Genomic DNA, 21,181 nt, shown 5'->3' with positions numbered 1-21,181 from the left:
CTGGAACCAGATCACACCCCCCGAACGCATTTGGGTCTCGCAGTCGCGTCATAGCGTATGAACATCGGGATCATTTCGGACACCCACGACAACGTCGAAGCCATCGAGCGCGCGACCGAGATCTTTGAAGAGGAGGGCGTCGAGATCGTGATCCACTGCGGCGATTTCATCGCCCCCCTGATGGTCGGCTACTTCGGCGAGTTCGAACTCCACGGCGTCCTCGGGAACAACGATGGCGACGTCGCGAACCTTCAATCGCAATTCGACGCACTGGGCGGCGAGAGCGAACTCCACGGCCGCTTCGCGAGCCTCGAGTTCGACGGCCTTTCGTTCGCCGTTCTCCACGGCGAGAGTCTCGAGGAGGTCGAGGCCATCGCGGCCGGCGAGACGTACGACTTCGTCTGTTACGGCCACCACCACGAGCGCGAACTCTCGGATGAGGGTCGAACGACGGTGCTCAACCCCGGTGCGCACGTGCTGGCGAAGTCCGAAGCGGATCGGACGGTCGCGGTCGTCGACACCCTTTCGAAGTCGGTACGGTTCCGGTCGGTGCTCGAGTAACGTCTCGACTGGTCGCTCGCCGTTCACTCAACCAACGGAATCGGTACGGGCACCGCGGAAGCCCCCGACCCGTTCGTTCCCACCCCGTATCGGCTGGCCGATCGAACATCCGCGGGTGGGAATGAAAGGGGCTGCCGGGATCCGGGAAGACGGACGACGCAAGCACTGGAGAGGCGAGCGAAGCGAGCCTCGAAGCGCGCAGCGAGTCCTTCGACTGGATCCCGGCAGGGGCTTTCGTGGTGGTATCAGTAGCCGTCATCGAGAGAGACAGACCGAAACGCGCAGCCAGAGCTAGCGGACCAAGCGCTTAACCTCGCTCAGCTAGTACCGTTTCGTATGCAACACGTGAAGATTCCGCAGGACCGTATCGGCGTGCTCATCGGCGAGGGCGGCGAGACGATGCGCGAGATCGAAGCGGAAGCCGAGGTGCGACTCGACATCGATTCGGAGAACGGCTCCGTCGCCGTCGATACCGTCGGCGATCCCGTGCTCGGTCTCAAGGCGCCGGATATCGTCCGTGCGATCGGCCGCGGCTTCGCCCCCGAGGCGGCGTTGCGACTGCTCGAGGACGACATGATCATGTTCGACGTCGTCGATATCGACGCCGCCGCGCGCAACACGAACGACATGAAACGCAAGAAGGGACGACTCATCGGCGAGGGCGGCCGAACCCGCGAGCTCATGGAGGAGCTGTCGGGCGCCAACGTCGTCATCTACGGCTCGACGCTCGGGATCATCGGCGCGCCCCAGCAGGTCGACGTCGTCCGAACGGCCGCCGAGATGCTCCTCGACGGCGCGCCACACGGCGCCGTCTACTCGTTCCTCGAGGAGAAACACAACGAGATGAAACATCAGGGCATGCAGTACCACCGGTTCCCCGGCGGCCAGTCCTGATCCGGTCTCTCCGTTTTCGGTTTCGACTCGCCTTTGGCGATCGCCACAACCGCTGCCGTTCGTGAGCGCGCCCGGCCGCCGCCGATCGACTCGGGACTGAGACCGCGGCTACGGAACTGGGAGCGCGATGGTGAACGTGCCTGACCACACGAGCGGAGCCACCGGCCGCCATACGGCGAATTCTCACGCTCCGACGCCGGATGATTGTTATAAATACCAGTAACACGGCTGGCGGTGAACTGCCGTACGACACCCTCGTAGTGGGATTTGACTCGTACGTTCTCGAAAGGCTTATATAGAATCACAAACAATCCTTCGCTTGACTATGGCACAACAGCAGATGGGCAACCAGCCCCTTATCGTTCTCTCGGAGGACAGCCAGCGGACGTCCGGCAAAGACGCGCAGTCGATGAACATTCAGGCCGGAAAGGCCGTCGCCGAGTCCGTACGGACCACGCTCGGTCCGAAGGGGATGGACAAGATGCTCGTCGACTCGTCGGGTAACGTCATCGTGACGAACGACGGTGTCACACTCCTCTCGGAGATGGAGATCGATCACCCCGCCGCCGACATGATCGTCGAAGTCGCCGAGACCCAGGAGGACGAAGTCGGCGACGGCACCACGAGCGCCGTCGTCGTCTCCGGTGAACTGCTCAGCCAGGCCGAGGACCTCTTAGAGCAGGACATCCACGCGACCACCCTCGCGCAAGGATACCGAGAGGCCGCCGAGGAAGCCACCGAGGTACTCGAGGACATCGCCATCGACGTCGACGAGGACGACACCGAGATTCTCGAGCAGATCGCCGCCACCGCGATGACGGGCAAGGGCGCCGAGAACGCCCGCGACCTGCTCTCCCGACTCGTCGTCGAGGCCGTCCGCTCGGTCGCCGACGGCGACGAGGTCGACACGGACAACATCAAAGTCGAGAAGGTCGTCGGCGGCTCGATCGACAACTCCGAGCTCGTCGAGGGCGTCATCGTCGACAAGGAGCGCGTCTCCGACAGCATGCCGTACTTCGCCGAGGACGCCAACGTCGCGCTCATCGACGGCGCCCTCGAGATCAAAGAGACCGAGATCGACGCCGAAGTCAACGTCACCGACCCCGATCAGCTCGAGCAGTTCCTCGAGCAGGAAGAGGCCCAGCTGCGCGAGATGGCCGAAGCGGTCGCCGACGTCGGCGCCGACGTCGTCTTCGTCGACGGCGGCATCGACGACATGGCCCAGCACTACCTCGCACAGGAGGGCATCATCGCCGTCCGTCGCGTCAAATCCAGCGACCAGGGCCAGCTCGCCCGCGCGACCGGCGCCACGCCCGTCTCTTCCGTCGACGACCTGACCGAGGACGACCTCGGCTTCGCCGGCAGCGTCGCCCAGAAGGAGATCGCCGGCGACCAGCGCATCTTCGTCGAGGACGTCGACGACGCCAAGGCCGTCACCCTCATCCTCCGCGGCGGCACCGAGCACGTCATCGACGAGGTCGACCGGGCCATCGAGGACTCCCTCGGCGTCGTTCGCACCACGCTCCAGGACGGTAAAGTCCTCGCGGGCGGCGGTGCCCCCGAAGTCGAGCTCTCGCTCGCGCTGCGCGACTACGCCGACTCCGTCGGCGGCCGCGAACAGCTCGCCGTCGAAGCGTTCGCCGACGCCCTCGAAGTCATCCCGCGCACGCTCGCCGAGAACGCCGGACTCGACCCCATCGACTCGCTCGTCGAACTCCGCGCCGACCACGACGCCGGCGAGACCACGTCCGGCCTCGACGCCTACACCGGCGACACGATCGACATGGCCGAAGAAGGCGTCTACGAGCCGCTTCGCGTGAAGACCCAGGCTATCGAGTCCGCCACCGAGGCGGCCGTCATGCTGCTTCGCATCGACGACGTCATCGCCGCCGGCGACCTCGCCGTCGCCGACGACGACGGCGACGACGAGATGCCGCCGGGCGGCGGTGGCATGGGCGGCGGCATGGGCGGTATGGGCGGTGGCATGGGCGGCATGATGTGAAACTAAATTTTGTTCTGCGGGCGCGGCGAAGCCGCACCCTCGGCAAAATTTAGTATAAAAGCCTCCTCGCTCCGTTTCGGGACGCTCCACGTCCCTTCACGTCGCTCGTCGGCCCGAGCGCTTCGCGTTCGGTGAACGGCTTCATTCGGGTTCTTCGAACCGCTCACTCGCCGACGAATGGATTAGGGAGAACTTCATCGGTCGCAGAACCCAGGTCTGTGACGTGAGTGGTGAAACGGGGAGTTCCACTCCATTCGATTCGTCTCTCGAGCCTCGAACTCCGCTACAGTACGTTCTCGGCTACTGCCGAGTCACTCTCTCACGACACAGCAGGAGACGAGTGGTTCCCGTCGTCGTCGAACGGAAACCGGATCGAAAAGTCGATGGAATCCGCACCGCCGCGCAACTGTGGCGTCTTCGACCGGCCAGTGTCCTCGAACTCCACGACACCCAGCGACTCGAGTTCCTTCAGGTTCCGGTGGACCTCGCGATAGTCGCGATCGACCACTGCTGCGGTCTGGCGAATACTCGCGGGCTGTTTCGTCGCGATCGCCTCGACCAGTTCGAGGTTCGAAACGCGCATCAGCCGCTCGATATCGCTGTACTCCTCGAAGTTGAGGATGTGACGGACGTCCTGTTCGATCGGATCACCAGTTTCGCCAGCTTCGGCTCGCTTGAGGCGAGCTCGAGCGGCGTCGCGATGCTCGTCACGCTGTCCGAAGGTGATTTTGAGTGTGTTTTCAGTCATCGTTCGTGTTCGACCTCCTCGACGAATCGGTCCCGAAGCGCCATCATGCCCGGAAACTCGATTTCTTCGATACCGTCGGGCGTGTGGCGCTCGTGTCGTCCGACGGTTTGGTTTTCGTTATCGTAGCGGATAATGGTGCCACGGCCATCGACGTACCCGTAGTGAAGCGCGTAGCGGTAGCCGCTCGGGTACTGGGGATCGTCGGTCGAAAGTATCTTCCGACGGATGATACGGTTGCCAACCCGATCTTCGACGTCTTCGATGACCGCATACCCCATTCGTGTCATATGGGACGTTTCCCATCAAAATAAATGTATGGGGGAGATCCCATCAGTATCGGAGCAAACGGACGAAAGCACTCAGTCCTCGCTCTGCGCTCGAGCCCCCGCCCCCTGCCACGCGCCGAACCGCGAGATGGCGACCAGTAGACCCCAGGAGAGCGCCATGCCGACGAGCGCGAAGCCGATCAGGAGGCCGAAGAAGGCCTCGAGGCCGATCCCGAGCGCGAAGCCGCCGAGGGCGATGCTCCCCGCGCCGAGGCCGAACTCGCCGAGGTAGGTGTAGCCGTAGGAGAGCCCGCGGGCGTCTTCGGGCGTGTGGACCGCGACTGCCTCCTGGTAGAACGGCTGGATCGCGAAGAGGAAGAAGCCGAGAATCGCACAGAGGACGATAATCGGGCCGAGCCCCATCTCTCGCACCGGGACGAAGGCGACCGCGAGGACGGCGAGTACGGCGAAGATACCGGCGAGACCGCGCTCGACACGAATCCTGTCCGTGAGTTTCCCGCCGGCGTACTGGCCGGCGATGCCGACGACGAGCAGGCCGACGTAGATGTAGTCCGCCGGCTCGATCCCCTCGAAGCCGGTCGGCAAGTCGAGGACGGCCATCGCCGGCGCGTCGTGGAGAATTTCGGGGAGGTACGTGAGAATACCGCGGTAGAACAGCCCCTCGAAGGTCACGATGGCGAAGACGACGGCGAACGCGCTCGCGAACAGGGCGCGCGACCCGGAGACGAACTCCGAAAGCGAGAGCGGTTCGGAGGCGTCGGCGACGTCGTCGGCGTCGACCGCAGCCGCCGGATCGAAGTTCGCGCTGAGTCCGTACGCGAGACCGACGAAGCCGGGGACGGCGAGAACGGCGGCGACGAGTTGCCACTCGAGGCCAACCATCAGGAGCGTCGCGGTGACGAACGGGCCGAGCGCGATGCCGACGTTACCGGCGATGCCGTGGTAGGCGAAAACCGTCGGCCGCTCCTCGACGCCGGTGCTGATCAGCGCGAGTCCGGCGGGGTGATAGACGCTCGCGGCGACCCCCCACAGAACGAGGGCGAGCGCGATCGTGGCGATCGAGGTCGCGAACGCGAGCACAACGAAAGCGAGCGCCATGCCGCCGAGACAGATGAGGATCAGTCGTTTCGGTCCGTAGCGATCCGTGAGGACGCCGGCGGGTAGTGCACCGAGGCCGAACGGCGCGTAGCCAAGCGCGACGATCAGGCCGAAGACCGCAACGCCGGCGTCGGGGAACTCGGTCAGCCAGACGACGAGAAAGATCGGAATCGAGGTCTCGAACCAGTGGACCAGCGAGTGGCCCAGCATCGTGAAGTTCGCGATCGCTCGATCGTTGTCGGGAAGTCCGAACACAGTTCGTTCAGTGCGATAGTACACCCGCTATCGATATTTAACTGGTCGTATTTCGGCCGTTCGGTCGAGTTGCCCGAATAACAAGTTCGGTGGAGACTCGCCGCACGTCGGCACTGAAACCCCGACTGTGTCGGCCTGACAATTCGAACCTACTAAGACGGTGCCGCAATATTCGCCACTATGAACACGCTTCTCCTGGACAGCGACGACGTCGACGACTACGCGCAACTCGGCGACGTCATCGACGCGGTCGAGCAAGCATTCGCCGCGTTCGAACGCGGAGACACGCAGATGCCCGCGAAGTCCTACATCGATCTCCCGCAGTACAACGGCGACTTCCGATCGATGCCGGCCTACCTCGAGACCGACGACTGGGACGCCGCCGGCCTGAAGTGGGTCAACGTCCACCCGGACAACCCCGGAGACCACGACCTGCCAACCGTTCTGGGAACGATGATCTACTCCGACCCCGAGACCGCTTTCCCGAAGGCGATCATGGACGGCACGACGCTCACGATGAAACGTACCGGCGCCGCGGCAGCCGTCGCGACTGACTACCTCGCCGTCGACGACGCCTCGAGTCTCGGGCTCGTCGGCGCTGGCGTCCAGTCCTATACGCAACTCGAGGCGATCAGCGAGATCCGATCGATCGAGGAGGTCGTCGTCTCGGACCCGGACGACGCACGCGTCGACGCGTTCATTGACGCTTACGACGATCGGTTCGACGTTCGCGCCGGTTCGATTGCGGAGGCCGGCCACTGCGACATCCTCTCGACGGTAACCCCCGTCAAGGACCCCATCGTCGGCCCGGACGACGTCGGCGACCGCACCCACATTAACGCGATCGGGGCCGACGCGGAAGGGAAACACGAACTGGCCGACGACCTCCTGCAGGCGGCCACGATCGTCATCGACGACCACGAACAGTGCACCCACTCGGGTGAGATCAACGTCCCCTACCACAAAGGCACTTTGACCGACGACGACATCCACGCCGAGATCGGCGAGGTCGTCGTCGGCTCGAAACCGGGCCGAACGGACGAGACGGGCGTCACCGTCTTCGACTCTACCGGACTGGCCATTCAGGACGTCGCCGCGGCACACGTCGTCTACGAGAACGCTCGAGCGGCGGACGACGGCCAGCCGTTCGATCTCGTCGGCGTCGGCGACGCGAACTGAAATCGCGTCCGCGTCGGACTATCGTCGATCGCGGAGCCGCCGGGGAATCGATCCCGTCATCCGAAGTTCGTCGCAGTAGTAGACGACGGGGTCGCCCGTCGGCTCCGGCAGGTCGTTCGCCTCGAACATCGTATTCTCGTCGATCGTGACGGTCGCCGGCTGCAAGGGCCACGGGTCGTGTGCGATTTCACCCGACAGGACGCCCCGATTCTCCTCGGCGGCGTAGAACCGCCGCCGCTCGACGAGCCAGTGCGCCAGCGTTCCCGGCTCCGGGATGAAAACCTCGTCGTCGGGCTGATACGTCGCGGAGAACCGCGCTGTGGACTGGTCGTCGTCGAACCGCGGTCGAGCACCGACGGCGGTCTGGCTCCGCGTGCTCGAGAACGAGACGCCCTCGTCGTTGGCACCGACTCGCATGTGGGCGTGGTAGACCGGCAGCCGAGTCGTTCGGCCGACGGTCGCGGCGACCAACGGGCTTCCGACGTCGATACTGAAGAAGAACAGGCCGGGATCGCCGCGGTGGCGGACGTACGTCCGGACGTTGAGTTCGGCGACCGCCGTTCGAGTGATCGGTGGCGATCCGCGGAGGCCGGCGTTCGTGAGCACGAACGGGAGGACGCTGAGCCAGGCGTCGCCGTCGTACGTCTCGAGCGTCAACTCGTCGGGTACGTGCGAGCGAAGCGCGTCGGGATCGACGGGCCAGTTGAGAAACGATCCGTCGCGCCACGTCATCGACGCGACGTGTGGCGCGGTCGGCGACGACCCGTCAGCAAACGTCCATCGGAACGGGTCGGTTCGTTTCCGGTGTCGTGTCCGCGTGCGTCTCTTTCTCTCGTTCTGTTGTGTCATCCTCGAGAACCAGCGCGAGGGCTGTGCGTCACGATACGGCGGGAAGCGATATAAATCAGACAGCCGTCTGTTAGATGTGGTGGAGGTTCGACACCGACTGCGGTCAGTCCTCGATCTCGATCGCCGGTCGGCCGGGTTCGGCGTTTGTGAGCACGCTGTCGTCAGCTTCCTCGGCGTGGACGACCGACACCGGCGCGTCGAACTCGCGTTCGATCAGCCACGCCGCGGACTCGAGGGCCGCGTGCTCGTCGTCGGGACCGAGCGTCATCGAGAGCGCCTCGCGTTCGGCCTGCAGGTCCTGTCCGTAGCTGGCGGCGGCGTCGCCCTGCTCGCGAATGTGTGATTCCTGCATGAGTTCGCCGATCAGGTTGTCGGCGTCGCTCTCGATGGCGATCTCGAGGGCGTCGTACGTCCAGTCGGGCGCGACGACGACGTCGATCGCCTCGGGGTCTTCGATACCGGCCACCTCGACGATGTCGCGGATATCCTCGCGGGTGTTCTGGACCAGCCGTCGGCGCTTGGCGACGTAGTCGCGGTCGACCTGCGCGGTCGGCCACTCGGCGTCGACGACGAAGCCGTCGTATCCCAGTTCGTGCCACAGCTCTTCGGCGAGGTGGGGAGCGACCGGCGCGAGCAGGCGAACGACGGCCGACAGTCCGCGTTCGTAGGTTTCGGCGTGGGGTTCGGCGTAGTCGGCGTACTGCCGGAGCGTCCGAGTCAGATCCTGGGTCTCGCGCAGCGCTCGGTTGAACGTCAGCTCGTCGTACTCGCCGCTGGCGATGGCGATCGTCGCATCGATCTCTGCGTCGACGTAGCTGGCGATGGCGTCGTCCTCGCCCTCGGGATCGTCCGACACGTAGCCATCCACCATCTCCTGCAGTCGACTCAGGAAGGCGTACGTCGACCGAACGCCCTCCTCGCTCCAGTCGAAGTCGCGTTCGGGCTGGGCGGCCTGCATCATGAACAGGCGGGCCGTGTCGGCGCCGTACTCCTCGACGATCCGCTGTGGCGAGACCGTGTTCCCCTTCGACTTGGACATCTTCTCGCCCTCCAGCTGGACCATCCCCTGGGCCAACAGGTTCTCGAAGGGCTCGCGGTGCTCGAGCCCCTCGTAGTCGGCCAGCACCTTCGTGAAGAACCTGGAGTACAGCAGGTGCATCACGGCGTGTTCGATGCCGCCGACGTACTGGTCGACGGGCATCCAGTCGTTGGCCCGCTCGAGGTCGAACGGTACGTCGTCCGCGTCGGGCGAGACGTAGCGCAGGAAGTACCACGAGGAGTCGACGAAGGTGTCCATCGTGTCCGTCTCTCGAGTTGCGTCGCCGCCGCAGTCGGGACAGGTCGTCCGTTTCCACTCCTCGGCTTCGTCGAGCGGATTTCCGGTGGTGTTGATGAACTCCGGCAGCTCGACGGGCAGATCCTCCTCGGGCACCATGACGGCGCCGCAGTCGTCGTGGCAGTGAACGACCGGGATCGGCGTTCCCCAGTACCGTTGGCGGGAGATCCCCCAGTCGCGAAGCTGGTACTGCGTGGACTCCGCGGCGCTGTCGATATCCGCGGTCAGTCGTTCGCGGGCCGTCTCGCTCTCGAGACCGGAGTACTCGCCCGAGTTCACGAGCACGCCGTCGTCGGTGAACGCCTCCTCGCTGACGTCCGGCGCGTCGGGGACGGTCTCGCCGTCCCAGTCGTCGGGTTTCGGCGCGATGACCGGCTTGATCTCCTCGTCCATCTTCGTCGCGAAGGCGTGGTCGCGCTCGTCGTGGCCCGGGACGGCCATCAGCGCGCCCGTCCCGACGTCCGAGAGGACGAAATCGGCGACGTAAACGGGAATCTCCTCGCCCGTCACGGGGTTCGTCGCGGTCAGATCCGTCGCGACCCCGTTCGGTTCGTCACCTTCGGGGTCCGCTTCGTGCTCGACGAACCGATGAACGTCGTCGTCCGCCTCGGCCAACTCCTCGCTGATCGGGTGGTCCGGCGCGAGCGCAAAGAACGTCGCCCCGTGGATGGTGTCGACGCGGGTAGTGAAGGCCTCGACGGATCCGTGACCTGCCACCTGAAACTCCAGTTCCGTCCCGAACTGCCGCCCGATCCAGTTGCGCTGCATCTGGCGCACCGAGTTCGGCCAGCCCTCGAGATCGTCGATATCCTCGAGCAACTCGTCCGCGTACTCGGTGATCCGCAGGAACCACTGCTCGAGTTCGCGCTGTTCGACCGGCATCCCACAGCGCCAACACAGTTCGTCCTCGCCTTCGACCTGTTCGTCGGCGAGCACGGTGCCGCAGTCTTCACACCAGTTGACCTCGGCGTCGCGGCGCTCGACGAGTCCTTCCTCGTGGAACCGCGAGAAGAGCCACTGGTTCCACTGGTAGTACTCGGGCGTGCAGGTAGCGATTTCGCGATCCCAGTCGTAGCCAAAGCCCATCGACTCCATCTGGTCGGTCATCGTGTCGATGCAGTCGAACGTCCAGTCCCGCGGGTTAGTGTCGCGCTCCTTGGCCGCGTTCTCGGCGGGAAGACCGAAGGCGTCCCAGCCCATCGGGTGGAGGACCTCGTCGCCCTGCATGCGTCGGAATCGCGCATAGGCGTCCGTAATCGTGTAGTTTCGGACGTGGCCCATGTGGAGTTTGCCCGACGGGTAGGGGTACATGCCGAGGACGTACGTCGGATCCTCGACGTCGTCGGGCGTCCGATAGGCGTCTTCGTCGTCCCACGCCTCCTGCCAGCGCCGTTCGACCGCCGCGTGGTCGTATCCCGCGTCGCTCATTCTTATATACGTGTCCGGGCGTCGCCGCCCTATAGCTTTCGTCATGCCGTCCAAACGAATCGACACTCGGACGAGGAATCGTCGTCTCGAGGCGTCAGTGGAAAACGACGCCGATCGAAAAAACGGTTGGAACGGACGATCGACGTATCCGAAACGCGGTCACTCGATGTCGATCTCTTTCGACGTCTCGCCGCCGGTAACCTTCGGCAGACGAACCGTCAGCACGCCGTTCTCGTAGCCGGCCGACACCTCCTCTTCCTCGACCGGTTCCGGCAGCCGGATTCGACGGTTCGCCGACGTTCGCGTCCGTTCGCGTCGGAGGTAGCGCCCCTCCGACGAGGCTTCCTCGTCCTCGCGGCTGGCCTCGAGGCGCAGCGTTCCCTCCGAGAGCGTCAGTTCGATGTCGTCGGTCTCGTAGCCGGGTAGATCGGCCGTGACGAGGTATTCTTCACCCGTGTCGACGACGTCGGCCGGGACCGACCCCGGCACCTGGAGACCGCCGCTGGTCATCCCCGATTCGACCTGCCGGCTGACGCGGTCGAGCATCTCCTCGATATCTTCGAACGGGTTCTTTCGCATACTCGCTGCTACGGGTTCGAGCAGGATAAATTCTGCCCGCGGTAGAAGGTCACAACCGGTAGTGACCACCAGTCCTACTCCGGCAGCGACACCAGCCCGTCGTCGAGCGCGTCTAACAGGATATCACGCGCGTGTCCGTCCGGGTCGACGCTCTCGTAGACCGCCTTCACCTCGCCGTCGGCGAGGAAGAACGTCGTCCGCGTCGTAACGCCGCTGTCACGCAGTTCGACGTCGAAGGCGTCGGCGATCTCGGCGTCCGGATCGGCGAGCAGATCGAACTCGAGGCCCTCCTGCTGGCAGAAGGAGTCGTGCGAGTCGACGTCGTCCCGCGAGACGCCGTAGACGTCGACGCCCGCATCGCGGTAGGTCTCGTACTCGCGCTGGAACTGGTTGGCCTCGATCGTACAGCCGGGGGTGTCGTCTTTCGGGTAGAAGTAGACGACCGTCGGCTCGTCGAACTCGAGGCTGACCGCCTCGCCGTCCTGGTTCGGTGCGGTTACGGTCGGGGCATCGGACCCTTCGTCGAGTGTCATATGCGTACTCCCGCGGGGATGCGGAAAACCGTTTGTGGTCCGAGAAAGCAGACCGGTAGAATCGCAGCGACGCCGCTCAGCGAACGAGGTTAAAGCGGATCGTCTCGGGACCGCACCACTCCGGTTTCGAACCGCCGACCTACCCGACCACGTGCTCGGTATCGTACGACCCCAGCCGCCGAACCCAGCCCTTCTCCGCTAGCTCCTCGAGATCCTCGATCGCCTCCTTCGTCCGGGACTCGTAGAGGCCGGCTTCGATGTCGACGTGGAAGACGTAGTCGCCCAGTCGCTGGCCGCTGGGGCGAGATTCGACCCGCGTGAGGTTGATGTCACGGTTCGCGAAGGGCTGGAGGAGTTCGAGCAACAGCCCCGGGTAGTTCGCGTTCGGATAGACCACGAGCGAGCTCTTGCCGCCGCCCTTCGAGCGCTCCTCGGCGGGCGCGAGCGCGAAGAAACGCGTCGCGTTCGAGTCCTGATCCTGAATGTCCTCGGCGAGGACCTCGATGCCGTCGCCGCCGTTGTCCGGGTGAGCGATGCCCGCGATAGAGGGATCGTCGCGGGCGAACTCGACGCTCTGGGCCGTGCTCGCGACGGCCTCGAGCGAGGCGTCGGGGTACTCGCGCTCGAGGTAGGAGCGACACTGGGCGAGCGCCTGCGAGTGGCTGGCGACGGTGTCGAACTCCGGCCCCTGTGCGAGGAGCGCGTGTTTGATGGGGGTGACGATCTCGCGGACGACGGCGACGTCGTACTCCGCGAGTGCGTCGAGACTCTCCGTGACGGAGCCCTCGATGCTGTTCTCGATCGGGATGACGCCGCGGTCGTACTCGCCGCCCGCGACGGCGTCGACGATCGCCGTCACCGACTGGCGGAAGTCGATCTCGTCGCCGTTCGCGACCGCCGTTGCCGCCCGGTGTGAGTAGGTTCCTTCGGGACCCAGCGTAACTGCAGCCATTGCGTGGTGATACCCGCGACGGGATGAAAAGACCTCGGGTCCCACAGGAGTCGACCGTCGGTTCGTGACTTAGGCCGTCACCGTGACGATATCGTCCTCGTACTGGCCGACGGCTTCGAGGACCGCGTTCCGGTCGTCCGCCGGGACCTCGAACTCCTCGAGCGTCGCCTCGAGATGGGCAACGATAGCGTCGAAGTCGGGTTTCGTGATCCCGAGGTCGTCGTGTGCGGCCTCCATGTCCGCACCGGAGTAGTCGACGGGACCGCCCGCGACCGCGCTGATAAACTGAGTCTGGTGGGCGCGTTGTTTCTGCATATCGACGTCGTCGAAGTAGTGGGCGACCTGTTCGTCCGCAATCACGCGTTCGTAAAACCGGTCGACGACTGCCGCGATGGCGTCCTCGCCGCCGAGTCGGTCGTACAGAGTTTCGCTCATCCGGCCGGTCCTACGAATGGCGGGTGTATAAGTGTCCGTCCGAACGTGTTCCCGTCGGAATTTCCGGAAGAGAGATATCGTCGATATCGGTCAGGTTCCGCCGCAAATCGATCACAGCGAAGCCCTGTAGACACATATAATCGAGTCGACCGGTTAGCGGCCGACAAGCGTGCGCTTTTCATACCCGAGGCGACGACTCATCCCTATGAGAACGCGCGGGACGCTTCGATTGGCGACACGGGGGTCCACACTCGCTCGGCGGCAGGCCTCGCTGGTACAGGAGGCCTTAGAGGATCGGCGGTACGAGGTCGAACTCGTCACCGTCGACACGACGGGCGACCAGATCAGAGACGAACTGATCCATCGACTGGGGAAGACCGGCGCGTTCGTCCGCGAACTCGACGAGCGCGTCCTCGAGGGCGACCTCGACGGCGCGATCCACTCGATGAAGGACATGCCCACCGAACAGCCCGAAGAGCTGGTGACCGCCGCGGTGCCGGAGCGCGGGAAGCCGGGCGACATCCTCGTCACGCCCGACGGCTCGACGCTCGAGGAACTCCCCGACGGCGCGACCGTCGGCACCTCGAGTCTCCGCCGTCGCGCGCAACTGCTTTCCGAGCGACCCGACCTTACCGTCGAGCCGCTGCGCGGAAACGTGGATACGCGCCTCGAGAAACTGCTCGCGCCCGCGCTGCAGGCGGAACACGAGGAGCGGACGGAAGCTGACAAAGAGCGCAAGGGGAACACCGGGAACGACGACTTCGAACCCGAGTTCGACCAGACCGTCGACGACTGGTTCGACGGCCTCTCCGAACTCGAACGACAGGCCCTCGGCCGCGAGGTCGAGACCGAGTTCGACGCGATCGTGCTGGCCCAGGCGGGCCTCGAACGCAGCGGCTTCGCTCAGTACGTCGACTACCGGAAACTGCCGACGAACGCGTTCGTCCCGGCACCGGGCCAGGGCGCGCTGGCGGTGACCGCGGTCGACGGCGAGACGGCCCGCGAGATCCAGTCGGTGATCGATCACCCGCGCAGTCGCGTCGAGACGACCGTCGAACGGACGATCCTCGCGGAACTCGGCGGCGGCTGTATCGCGCCGGTCGGGATCTACGCGGTCGTCCAAGGCGAGTACGTCCACGCGAACGTCAGCGTCTTCGACCGCGACGGCGAGGAGTCGGTCGTGGCGGGCCGCGATCTGCCGATCGAGAGCCACGTCGAGGCCGCTCGCGACTTCGCGCAGGATCTGGCCGATCGCGGCGCAGCAGAACTGATCGAGCAGGCTCGAAAGGCAGCCGACGAAGACGAGGACGAAGCCGACATCTCCGAGGAAGAGAAGCCGGAGGGGAAGTAGATGACGGAGACGGACACGTCGACTGATTCCACCGAGTTCGAATCCATCGACGTCGACCCCGGCACCGTCTACCTCGTCGGCAGCGGTCCCGGCGACCCCGAACTCCTGACCGTCAAGGCCTACCGGCTGCTCGAGTCGGCCGACGTCGTCCTCCACGACAAGCTTCCGGGCCCGAAGATCATCGAGATGCTCCCCGAGGACCGCCGCGAGGACGTCGGCAAACGCGCCGGCGGCGAGCGCACGCCCCAGTCCGAGATCAACGAGCGACTGGTCGAACTCGCCCGCGAAGGGAAGTTGATCGTTCGGCTCAAAGGCGGCGACTCGTTCGTCTTCGGCCGCGGCGGCGAGGAGGCCGAGTATCTCGCGGCCCACGATGTACCATTTGAGGTCGTGCCCGGAGTTACGTCGGCCATCGCCGCGCCCGCGGTCGCCGGCGTCCCGGTCACCCATCGCGATCACGCCTCCTCCGTCTCGTTCGTCACGGGTCACGAGGATCCGACCAAGGAGGAGTCCGCCGTCGACTGGGGCGCGCTCGCCGCGACCGGCGGCACCATCGTCGTTCTGATGGGCGTCGGCCGGCTTCCCGACTACACGAAAGCCCTGCTTGAGTCCGGCATGGCCCCCGAGACGCCCGTGGCCCTCGTCGAACGCGGCACCTGGCCGGGCCAGCAGGTTGCGACGGGAACGCTCGAGACCATCGTCGACGTCCGCGACGAGGCTGAGATCTCTCCGCCCGCCGTGACGGTGATCGGCGACGTCGCCGGCAGTCGCGAGTCGGTGGTCGACTTTCTACAAAACGACTACGGCGACGTCAGCGAGGACGACTGAGAGGGGCCCACGATGAGTGAGACACCAGAGACACCCACTGTTGCCGTCTTCCGGCCCGACGACGAGCGGATCGCAGATGCGATCAGCCTGCTCGAGGACCTCGGTGCCGACCCCGTAGCGGACCCGATGCTCGCCGTCGAACCGACCGACGCGACGCCCCGAACCGACGCCGAGTACGTCGTCTTCACGAGCAAGACGGGCGCGGAACTCGTCTCGGAGGCGGGCTGGGAACCCAGCGGCGAAACCGTCTGTGCGATCGGTCCCGCGACGGCCGACGCGCTCCGCGGGGAGGGGTACGCGATCGACGTCGTTCCCGAGGAGTTCACCTCGAGCGGACTCGTCGAAACGCTGAAAAACGAGGTCGACGGGGCGCGCGTCGAAGTCGCCCGCAGCGACCACGGCAGCCCGGTGTTGCTCGAGGGATTCGAGGCCGCGGGTGCGTACGTCCACGAGACGGTCCTCTACCGGCTCGTTCGGCCCGACGAGAGTGGCGAGTCCGCCGCGCTCGCCGCCGCAGGCGACCTCGACGCCGTCTGCTTCACCTCGTCGCTGACCGTCGAACACTTCCTCGAGGCCGCGGCCGAGCGCGGACTCCGTGCGGAGGCACTCGAGGGGCTGGCCGAGACCACCGTCGGCGTCATCGGCGCGCCGACGGCCGAAACAGCGGCCGCACACGGAATCGACATCGACGTGGTGCCCGACGAGGCCACGTTCGAGGCGCTCGCGCGGGAGACGCTCGAAGCCGTTCGACGCGCCGGCGAGTAGCCCAATCGATTACGCGATCGAACCGAGCAGACGAGCGTAGAGCGCGTGAGAGTCGCACACAACCAGAGCTGGCAAGGTCAATATCTTCCCCCGTGAGACCCCTTCTATCTACTGTCTATGGCAGTCGAAACGTTTCGTAAGGGTAGTCTGGATCCGCCGAACTCCGTCGGGCTCCGAGCCGCGTTTCTCGTCCTCTGGGCGATCGACGCCATCGCAGCGACGCTGTTCTTTCTGGTTCCGTACGCGACCGAACTCAACCCCGTCACCGTCCTGTTCTATCAGCTGTTCGGACTGCCTGGCGTCCTGCTCGCGGCCCTCTGCTACGCCGCCGCCGTCGTACTGATCGGTCACGTCCTCTCGGACCCGATGGACGTCCGCTTCATCGGGATAGTCGTCGTGCTGTACACCCTGTTCGCGGTCAACAACATCCTCCTGCTCCTGTTCCGCGAACCGGTGGTCGAGATGCTCTTTCTCTGAACCAGACCGCAACTTTATGACCGAAGCCGCACCAACGATACCTCCATGGCTGGGCCAGTACCCGAACTCGAGGATCGTGCGACTCGGTGTGCGACGCGGCTGTGCGACGCCGACCGCGTGCTGCTGGCCTCCCACATCGACGCCGACGGGCTGACCAGCGCCGCAATCGCCGCGAGCGCGCTCGAGCGGGCCGAGATCCCGTTCGAGACGGTCTTCGAGAAACAGCTCGACGAAACCGCTATCGCCGAGATCGCGGCGACCGACTACGAGACTGTACTCTTCACCGACTTCGGGAGCGGCCAGCTCGATATCATCGGCGAACGCGAAGACGCGGGCGACTTCACGCCCGTCATCGCGGACCACCACCAGCCCGCCGACCGGGAGACCGAGTACCACCTCAATCCGCTCCTGTTCGGGATCAACGGCGCCTCAGAGCTCTCGGGTGCGGGTGCGAGCTACGTGCTCGCCCGCGCGCTCGCGGAGGTTCAACTTTCGGCTGAAGAGACGTCGGCCGACGGCGACCGGACGGAGCCGCGGTCCGACGGCGGGATCGTCACCGCGAGCGGGACCAGCGACGCCCGCGCCGACAACCGCGATCTGGCCGCGCTGGCCGTCGTCGGCGCCGTCGGCGACATGCAGGCCTCGAGCGGCGAACTCCACGGCGCGAACGCCAAGATCGTCGAAGAGGGCGTCGAGGCCGGCGTCGTCGAGACCGGCACGGATCTCGCGCTCTACGGGAAGCAGACCCGCCCCCTCCCCAAGCTGTTCGAGTACGCCACCGACGTCCACATCCCCGGCATCTCCAACAGCGAGGGCGGTTCGCTCCGATTCCTCGACGGACTCGATCTCGACCTAAAACAGGACGGCGAGTGGCGCCGGTGGTCCGGCCTCTCGAACGACGAGAAACAGACCGTCGCCAGCGCACTCGTCCAACGGGCCGTCTCGAAGGGCGTTCCCGCGTCGAAGATCGACCAACTCGTCAGCACCGCCTACGTGCTGCCCGCGGAACCCGTCGGCACCGAACTCCGAGACGCCAGCGAGTTCTCGACGCTGCTCAACGCGACTGCTCGCTACGAACGCGCCGACGTCGGTCTCGGCGTCTGTCTCGGGGATCGGGGCGACGCACTCGAGCGCGCGCGAAAGCTCCTCCGGGATCACCGGCGGAACCTCTCGAACGGGATCGACCTCGTCACGCGCGAAGGTGTTACACACGAGGAACACCTCCAGTGGTTCGACGCGGGCGACGAGATCCGCGAGACCATCGTCGGCATCGTCGCCGGGATGGCGATGGGGAACGAGGGGATCAGTCGATCGAAGCCGATCCTCGCGTTGGCGGTAAAAAACGAGGACGAGGTGAAAGTGTCCTCCCGCGGGACCCACAATCTGGTCCGCCAGGGGCTCGATCTCTCGGTCGTCATGGGCGAGGCCTCTCGAGCCGTCGGCGGCGACGGCGGTGGACACGACGTCGCCGCCGGTGCGACGGTACCGAAAGGCGAGGAAGAGACGTTTATTGAACGAGCCGACGAGATTGTCGGCGAGCAACTGTCCTGAACGGCGCGTCGCGATCGTTAGCTCGATCGATCCATCGACGCCGGCACCGTCGGCACCAGCGGCGCACGCTTGGTCAACAGATACGTCGACTTACGAACCGCCCCCTTGGCGTACTGGACCGTGCTCTTGTGAATCGGCGTGCGCTTGCCGCGGATCTGTGTTCGGCCCTCGAGGATGGCGTCGACGAGTTCGTCGCCATCGATATCCGCTTTGGTCGGGTTCTCGGCGTCGGGCGTGACGAGGATTTCCGTGTAGGCCTTGCCGACGTTGGGAAGGTAGTGGGCGTCGCTCGCACCGATTTCCGGATAGTCGCGACGGCGCGCGAACGTCCGGGCGCGACGGTTTCGATAGCCCGTAAAGACCATCGAGTTGTAGGTCTCGATCGCGTCGGCGTCCTCGATCCGCCGTTTGCGGACGCCGTGACGGCTGCGCTGGAAGGGGTGGGGGACGATCGCGATTCCGCCGAGTTCACGAACGGTTTCGACGGTTTCCATGAACGGTTGACCGGGGTCGGGGCGCTCTTCGACGCCGATCGCCAGCAGGTGGCCGTGGCGAGTCGACACCTCGACGCCGGGAATGCCGATCAGGCCGTACTCCGGCGCGAGTTCGGCGGCCCGAATCGACTCGCTGATCTCGTCATGATCGGTGATAACGACCCCGTCGAGGCCGATATCGGCCGCCTGCTCGAGGATGAGTTCGATCGGTTCGTGCCCGTCGTACGAGTCGTCCGAGTGGACGTGGAAGTCGATAGCAAAGGGAATCTGAGATATCATAGGACCATCGGGTGGCTTCCGTGCCTACCCATTCGCAGACGAAAGCATAAGCGCTCCGCTGGATATCTTCCCGACGGGACGGAGGATTCAATATCGCACTATGGGATTCATAGCACGATTACTCGGCAGTTCGATCGACGAATGACGGGAAAGCGTTGCAGACGAATCGGGGCGTCGAACGCGTATACTCCCTCGAGAGACCAAACGCGGATCGAACACCACCCATCGAACGTCGGCGCTCGAAATGACCGACGCAGTTCGGGTTCGTGAGAGTCCAATTACAGCGCTGGGGTTCGAACCGGCCCCGACCCTGCTGCAACTCGACGTAATCGGGCGAGGCGTCCCGGACCGAGCAACGTATTGCACAATGAGAGCGCTCGATCACCGAACGAGAGGTGGCAGTACGTATATCACCGTGCGCGCGAGGGCCAAATCGGTGGAACTCTGTCGTGGATTCGATACGGTAGCACCGCAGAGACTGATAGACAATACTCACCCGACCGACGCTATCCGCACACTGGAGTTCGCAACTCCAGTAGGTCAGCAAACTCCGCTCTCGAATCGGCGGTAGACGAATCACCCACGAGTCGAACTCTTCTGCGCCGAGATTCGACAGCCACGGTTAGTCGAGAAACGTCTCTGAGCACGTTCCCTGTGTAGCCGTGATCTGAAACCGCCCGCACAGCACGTCGGACCACCGTACGAACGACAGAAGCCACCCTCCGGAGCCCGCAGATCACGGACGGGCGTAATTGAGCACGGTTATATTGTATACTGCTATATCGAATCGGCTGTACGCCCTATCGACAGGGATAGGACGCTCACTTCGTCGGGGACTGTCCGTCCGGAACGACGTCCGAGAACCGCACTCGGTCGAGGATTTCCTGTACCTCGATTGGGCCGCCCAGTTCGTCGACGGATTCGTGGATGTGGTGCATACACTGCAGTACGCCCTCGACGGCCGCTCGACGAGTCGAGACGCGGCCGATCGACTCGGCGATCGTCCGATCACCGAGCGAGTACTGGTATCGAAGTTCCCAGCATCGACTGAGTCCGAGTCCGGGATGAGACCGATTCGCCGCCGTTCGATCGGCGACGAGCTCGATCGGCGGCTGTCTGTGACGATACGCGAACTGGCCGTCGCAAAACATCACGGCTCCCCATCCCGGTGGCAGTTTTTCGCGTGGAATGGGGGGATTATCCGGGGACATGTGCCTCGTGAGGAGCGTCGCAGGAGTGTTGGTTCCGCTTGCGCACGCATCCTCCGTATGTAGGACACCCCTACCGGGTTAGCTGGTTGTCACATTCTGAGAACGAGTCCCGCGGCGTAGAAATCAACCGCCTGAATCATCGCGCAACTGCCGACCGATCGTCCGACTTTTGTCTCCGCTCGCCTTCGGTTCGCCTATGGCCGACTTCGATCCCGAGAAATTCGAAGACAAGTACGCGAACTACTTTCCCGAACTCCAGCAAGCGTACAAGAACGCGTTCAACCGAATGAACGACAACTACGACTCCGAACTCGTCCACGCGATCGACCAGCAGGTGCTGAACGAGAGCGAACCGTTCTACGAGGGTAGCGCGGAGCAAAGCTCCGCGGATGATTCGAGCGGGCAAGGCCCGCGAGAACACGACGGGGAGTTCCGCATCGAACTGCCCGACAACCCCTACGGACGACTGTCGGGCGTCCTCGTCGAGGAAGAGCGATTCGAGCAGGTCCTCGAGAAACACGTCGAGGAGATCGAAACCGAACTCGAGCGCGTCTTCGGGTTCGCCTGATCGACCGTAACGTGTTCCCAGACGAACATAGATGACGGAAGGTTTAGGGGGTCTCGTACCCAAGCGAATCGTATGAGTACCGAGACCCAGAACGACGGGGACGACCTCGAGGACCGCGTCGCGAACTTCCTGCGTCGGAACTTCCCGCAGATTCAGATGCACGGTGGTAGTGCGGCAATCCAGGACCTCGACCGCGAGACCGGCGAGGTCACCATCGCGCTCGGTGGCGCCTGCAGTGGCTGTGGCATCTCGCCGATGACGATCCAAGCGATCAAGAGCCGAATGGTCAAGGAAATTCCCGAAATCGAGCAGGTCAACGCCCACACCGGCATGGAGGGCGAAGCCGACATGGGCGGCGGTGGCGGCATGAGTCCATCGTTCCCCGGCGAAACCGTCGACGACGGCGACGCGGACGAAGGTCCCGAAGCCCCGTTCTAAGTTCTCGAGCGTTCGATTCGTTTGTTTTCGACTGAGATCACAGTCTCTGAGCCGCCGGTACGGTCGCGAGTTGATTATGAAAC

General features: G+C 64.6%; 22 protein-coding genes. 11 read left to right on the top strand and 11 right to left on the bottom strand.

The annotated features are described in order from the left end of the window. Positions 1 to 57: 57 nt before the first annotated feature. The 3 genes from BLT08_RS21085 (at position 58) to thsA (ending at position 3,457) form a co-directional block, all read left to right on the top strand. Positions 58 to 561 carry a metallophosphoesterase gene (locus BLT08_RS21085; RefSeq protein ID WP_090312005.1) on the top strand — a complete coding sequence of 168 codons (504 nt, stop codon included), beginning with the start codon at positions 58 to 60 and terminating at the stop codon, positions 559 to 561. Between the two features lie 336 nt (positions 562 to 897). Continuing rightward, positions 898 to 1,455, top strand: coding sequence for a KH domain-containing protein (locus tag BLT08_RS21080; RefSeq protein WP_090312003.1), 558 nt, complete (start codon positions 898 to 900; stop codon positions 1,453 to 1,455). 340 nt (positions 1,456 to 1,795) lie between these two features. Then, positions 1,796 to 3,457: a thermosome subunit alpha gene (gene thsA, locus BLT08_RS21075; protein ID WP_090312000.1), complete on the top strand. Its 1,662-nt coding sequence runs from the start codon at positions 1,796 to 1,798 to the stop codon at positions 3,455 to 3,457. A gap of 319 nt (positions 3,458 to 3,776) precedes the next feature. Here the strand turns inward: thsA and BLT08_RS21070 are convergent, their stop codons facing one another. The 3 genes from BLT08_RS21070 to BLT08_RS21060 form a co-directional block, all read right to left on the bottom strand. Then, positions 3,777 to 4,205, bottom strand: a complete 429-nt coding sequence (locus tag BLT08_RS21070) for an HVO_A0114 family putative DNA-binding protein (RefSeq protein WP_090311996.1) — start codon at positions 4,203 to 4,205, stop codon at positions 3,777 to 3,779. Next, entirely contained in the window at positions 4,202 to 4,483 is a 282-nt protein-coding gene (locus tag BLT08_RS21065) for a toxin-antitoxin system TumE family protein (RefSeq protein WP_090311994.1), read from the bottom strand. The genes BLT08_RS21070 and BLT08_RS21065 overlap by 4 nt, the downstream gene beginning before the upstream one ends. Before the next feature lie 81 nt (positions 4,484 to 4,564). After that, complete coding sequence (locus BLT08_RS21060) at positions 4,565 to 5,800, bottom strand: MFS transporter (RefSeq protein WP_175529407.1); 1,236 nt, start codon at positions 5,798 to 5,800, stop codon at positions 4,565 to 4,567. 225 nt (positions 5,801 to 6,025) lie between these two features. Between BLT08_RS21060 and BLT08_RS21055 the strand changes: the two genes are divergently transcribed. Beyond that, entirely contained in the window at positions 6,026 to 7,024 is a 999-nt protein-coding gene (locus BLT08_RS21055) for an ornithine cyclodeaminase family protein (RefSeq protein ID WP_090311991.1), read from the top strand. An 18-nt stretch (positions 7,025 to 7,042) separates the two neighbouring features. Here the strand turns inward: BLT08_RS21055 and BLT08_RS21050 are convergent, their stop codons facing one another. The 6 genes from BLT08_RS21050 to BLT08_RS21025 form a co-directional block, all read right to left on the bottom strand. Continuing rightward, a complete protein-coding gene (locus BLT08_RS21050; protein ID WP_090311989.1) occupies positions 7,043 to 7,873 on the bottom strand; it encodes a YqjF family protein in 831 nt (276 codons plus the stop codon). Positions 7,874 to 7,976: 103 nt separating this feature from the next. Next, complete coding sequence (gene leuS / locus BLT08_RS21045) at positions 7,977 to 10,637, bottom strand: leucine--tRNA ligase (RefSeq protein WP_090311987.1); 2,661 nt, start codon at positions 10,635 to 10,637, stop codon at positions 7,977 to 7,979. A gap of 159 nt (positions 10,638 to 10,796) precedes the next feature. Continuing rightward, positions 10,797 to 11,216: an Hsp20/alpha crystallin family protein gene (locus BLT08_RS21040; RefSeq protein WP_090311985.1), complete on the bottom strand. Its 420-nt coding sequence runs from the start codon at positions 11,214 to 11,216 to the stop codon at positions 10,797 to 10,799. A gap of 74 nt (positions 11,217 to 11,290) precedes the next feature. Continuing rightward, a complete protein-coding gene (locus tag BLT08_RS21035; protein WP_090311982.1) occupies positions 11,291 to 11,749 on the bottom strand; it encodes a peroxiredoxin in 459 nt (152 codons plus the stop codon). Positions 11,750 to 11,888: 139 nt separating this feature from the next. Continuing rightward, positions 11,889 to 12,701 carry a prephenate dehydratase gene (gene pheA / locus BLT08_RS21030; protein WP_090311980.1) on the bottom strand — a complete coding sequence of 271 codons (813 nt, stop codon included), beginning with the start codon at positions 12,699 to 12,701 and terminating at the stop codon, positions 11,889 to 11,891. A 69-nt stretch (positions 12,702 to 12,770) separates the two neighbouring features. Next, the gene (locus tag BLT08_RS21025; protein ID WP_090311978.1) at positions 12,771 to 13,136 is read right to left on the bottom strand and encodes a group I truncated hemoglobin; all 366 of its coding nucleotides are present in this window, start codon (positions 13,134 to 13,136) and stop codon (positions 12,771 to 12,773) included. Between the two features lie 205 nt (positions 13,137 to 13,341). On the opposite strand from BLT08_RS21025, the gene hemC reads away from it, so the two are divergent. From hemC to BLT08_RS21000, 5 genes are all read left to right on the top strand, one after another. Beyond that, positions 13,342 to 14,487 carry a hydroxymethylbilane synthase gene (gene hemC, locus BLT08_RS21020; RefSeq protein ID WP_090311976.1) on the top strand — a complete coding sequence of 382 codons (1,146 nt, stop codon included), beginning with the start codon at positions 13,342 to 13,344 and terminating at the stop codon, positions 14,485 to 14,487. After that, on the top strand, positions 14,488 to 15,315 hold the full coding sequence (gene cobA / locus BLT08_RS21015; protein WP_090311974.1) for a uroporphyrinogen-III C-methyltransferase: 828 nt from the start codon (positions 14,488 to 14,490) through the stop codon (positions 15,313 to 15,315). A 12-nt stretch (positions 15,316 to 15,327) separates the two neighbouring features. Continuing rightward, positions 15,328 to 16,080 (top strand): uroporphyrinogen-III synthase, encoded by a 753-nt coding sequence (locus BLT08_RS21010; RefSeq protein ID WP_090311972.1) that lies wholly within the window; start codon positions 15,328 to 15,330, stop codon positions 16,078 to 16,080. A 117-nt stretch (positions 16,081 to 16,197) separates the two neighbouring features. Then, positions 16,198 to 16,557, top strand: coding sequence for a hypothetical protein (locus tag BLT08_RS21005; protein ID WP_090311970.1), 360 nt, complete (start codon positions 16,198 to 16,200; stop codon positions 16,555 to 16,557). 45 nt (positions 16,558 to 16,602) lie between these two features. Then, entirely contained in the window at positions 16,603 to 18,108 is a 1,506-nt protein-coding gene (locus BLT08_RS21000) for a RecJ family nuclease (RefSeq protein ID WP_090311967.1), read from the top strand. Positions 18,109 to 18,125: 17 nt separating this feature from the next. Here BLT08_RS21000 and BLT08_RS20995 read toward each other — a convergent pair whose 3' ends face one another. After that, on the bottom strand, positions 18,126 to 18,881 hold the full coding sequence (locus tag BLT08_RS20995) for a PHP-associated domain-containing protein (RefSeq protein WP_090311964.1): 756 nt from the start codon (positions 18,879 to 18,881) through the stop codon (positions 18,126 to 18,128). 821 nt (positions 18,882 to 19,702) lie between these two features. Beyond that, the gene (locus BLT08_RS20990; RefSeq protein ID WP_175529403.1) at positions 19,703 to 20,092 is read right to left on the bottom strand and encodes a hypothetical protein; all 390 of its coding nucleotides are present in this window, start codon (positions 20,090 to 20,092) and stop codon (positions 19,703 to 19,705) included. Between the two features lie 196 nt (positions 20,093 to 20,288). Here BLT08_RS20990 and BLT08_RS20985 point away from each other — a divergent pair, with 196 nt between their 5' ends. Together BLT08_RS20985 and BLT08_RS20980 are read left to right on the top strand one after the other, a co-directional pair. Further along, positions 20,289 to 20,660, top strand: coding sequence for a DUF5783 family protein (locus BLT08_RS20985; protein ID WP_090311960.1), 372 nt, complete (start codon positions 20,289 to 20,291; stop codon positions 20,658 to 20,660). 72 nt (positions 20,661 to 20,732) lie between these two features. Further along, positions 20,733 to 21,098 (top strand): NifU family protein, encoded by a 366-nt coding sequence (locus BLT08_RS20980; protein ID WP_090311957.1) that lies wholly within the window; start codon positions 20,733 to 20,735, stop codon positions 21,096 to 21,098. The last annotated feature ends 83 nt before the right edge of the window (positions 21,099 to 21,181 follow it).

The sequence above is a fragment of the Natronorubrum texcoconense genome (genome assembly GCF_900100335.1).
GTDB classification, from domain to species: Archaea; Halobacteriota; Halobacteria; order Halobacteriales; family Natrialbaceae; genus Natronorubrum; species Natronorubrum texcoconense.
This window is presented reverse-complemented; position numbering and strand designations above follow the sequence as displayed.

What these genes read in the sequence shown, in the direction of transcription:
- BLT08_RS20990 (WP_175529403.1), bottom strand. Translation starts at nt 20,092, where the DNA reads ATGTCCCCGGATAATCCCCCCATTCCACGCGAAAAACTGCCACCGGGA.
- hemC (WP_090311976.1), top strand. Translation starts at nt 13,342, where the DNA reads ATGAGAACGCGCGGGACGCTTCGATTGGCGACACGGGGGTCCACACTC.
- BLT08_RS20980 (WP_090311957.1), top strand. Translation starts at nt 20,733, where the DNA reads ATGAGTACCGAGACCCAGAACGACGGGGACGACCTCGAGGACCGCGTC.
- BLT08_RS21080 (WP_090312003.1), top strand. Translation starts at nt 898, where the DNA reads ATGCAACACGTGAAGATTCCGCAGGACCGTATCGGCGTGCTCATCGGC.
- BLT08_RS20985 (WP_090311960.1), top strand. Translation starts at nt 20,289, where the DNA reads ATGGCCGACTTCGATCCCGAGAAATTCGAAGACAAGTACGCGAACTAC.
- BLT08_RS21065 (WP_090311994.1), bottom strand. Translation starts at nt 4,483, where the DNA reads ATGGGGTATGCGGTCATCGAAGACGTCGAAGATCGGGTTGGCAACCGT.
- BLT08_RS21085 (WP_090312005.1), top strand. Translation starts at nt 58, where the DNA reads ATGAACATCGGGATCATTTCGGACACCCACGACAACGTCGAAGCCATC.
- BLT08_RS21055 (WP_090311991.1), top strand. Translation starts at nt 6,026, where the DNA reads ATGAACACGCTTCTCCTGGACAGCGACGACGTCGACGACTACGCGCAA.
- BLT08_RS21040 (WP_090311985.1), bottom strand. Translation starts at nt 11,216, where the DNA reads ATGCGAAAGAACCCGTTCGAAGATATCGAGGAGATGCTCGACCGCGTC.
- thsA (WP_090312000.1), top strand. Translation starts at nt 1,796, where the DNA reads ATGGGCAACCAGCCCCTTATCGTTCTCTCGGAGGACAGCCAGCGGACG.
- BLT08_RS20995 (WP_090311964.1), bottom strand. Translation starts at nt 18,881, where the DNA reads ATGATATCTCAGATTCCCTTTGCTATCGACTTCCACGTCCACTCGGAC.
- BLT08_RS21005 (WP_090311970.1), top strand. Translation starts at nt 16,198, where the DNA reads ATGGCAGTCGAAACGTTTCGTAAGGGTAGTCTGGATCCGCCGAACTCC.
- cobA (WP_090311974.1), top strand. Translation starts at nt 14,488, where the DNA reads ATGACGGAGACGGACACGTCGACTGATTCCACCGAGTTCGAATCCATC.
- BLT08_RS21000 (WP_090311967.1), top strand. Translation starts at nt 16,603, where the DNA reads ATGGCTGGGCCAGTACCCGAACTCGAGGATCGTGCGACTCGGTGTGCG.
- pheA (WP_090311980.1), bottom strand. Translation starts at nt 12,701, where the DNA reads ATGGCTGCAGTTACGCTGGGTCCCGAAGGAACCTACTCACACCGGGCG.
- leuS (WP_090311987.1), bottom strand. Translation starts at nt 10,637, where the DNA reads ATGAGCGACGCGGGATACGACCACGCGGCGGTCGAACGGCGCTGGCAG.
- BLT08_RS21010 (WP_090311972.1), top strand. Translation starts at nt 15,328, where the DNA reads ATGAGTGAGACACCAGAGACACCCACTGTTGCCGTCTTCCGGCCCGAC.
- BLT08_RS21050 (WP_090311989.1), bottom strand. Translation starts at nt 7,873, where the DNA reads ATGACACAACAGAACGAGAGAAAGAGACGCACGCGGACACGACACCGG.
- BLT08_RS21070 (WP_090311996.1), bottom strand. Translation starts at nt 4,205, where the DNA reads ATGACTGAAAACACACTCAAAATCACCTTCGGACAGCGTGACGAGCAT.
- BLT08_RS21060 (WP_175529407.1), bottom strand. Translation starts at nt 5,800, where the DNA reads ATGCTGGGCCACTCGCTGGTCCACTGGTTCGAGACCTCGATTCCGATC.
- BLT08_RS21035 (WP_090311982.1), bottom strand. Translation starts at nt 11,749, where the DNA reads ATGACACTCGACGAAGGGTCCGATGCCCCGACCGTAACCGCACCGAAC.
- BLT08_RS21025 (WP_090311978.1), bottom strand. Translation starts at nt 13,136, where the DNA reads ATGAGCGAAACTCTGTACGACCGACTCGGCGGCGAGGACGCCATCGCG.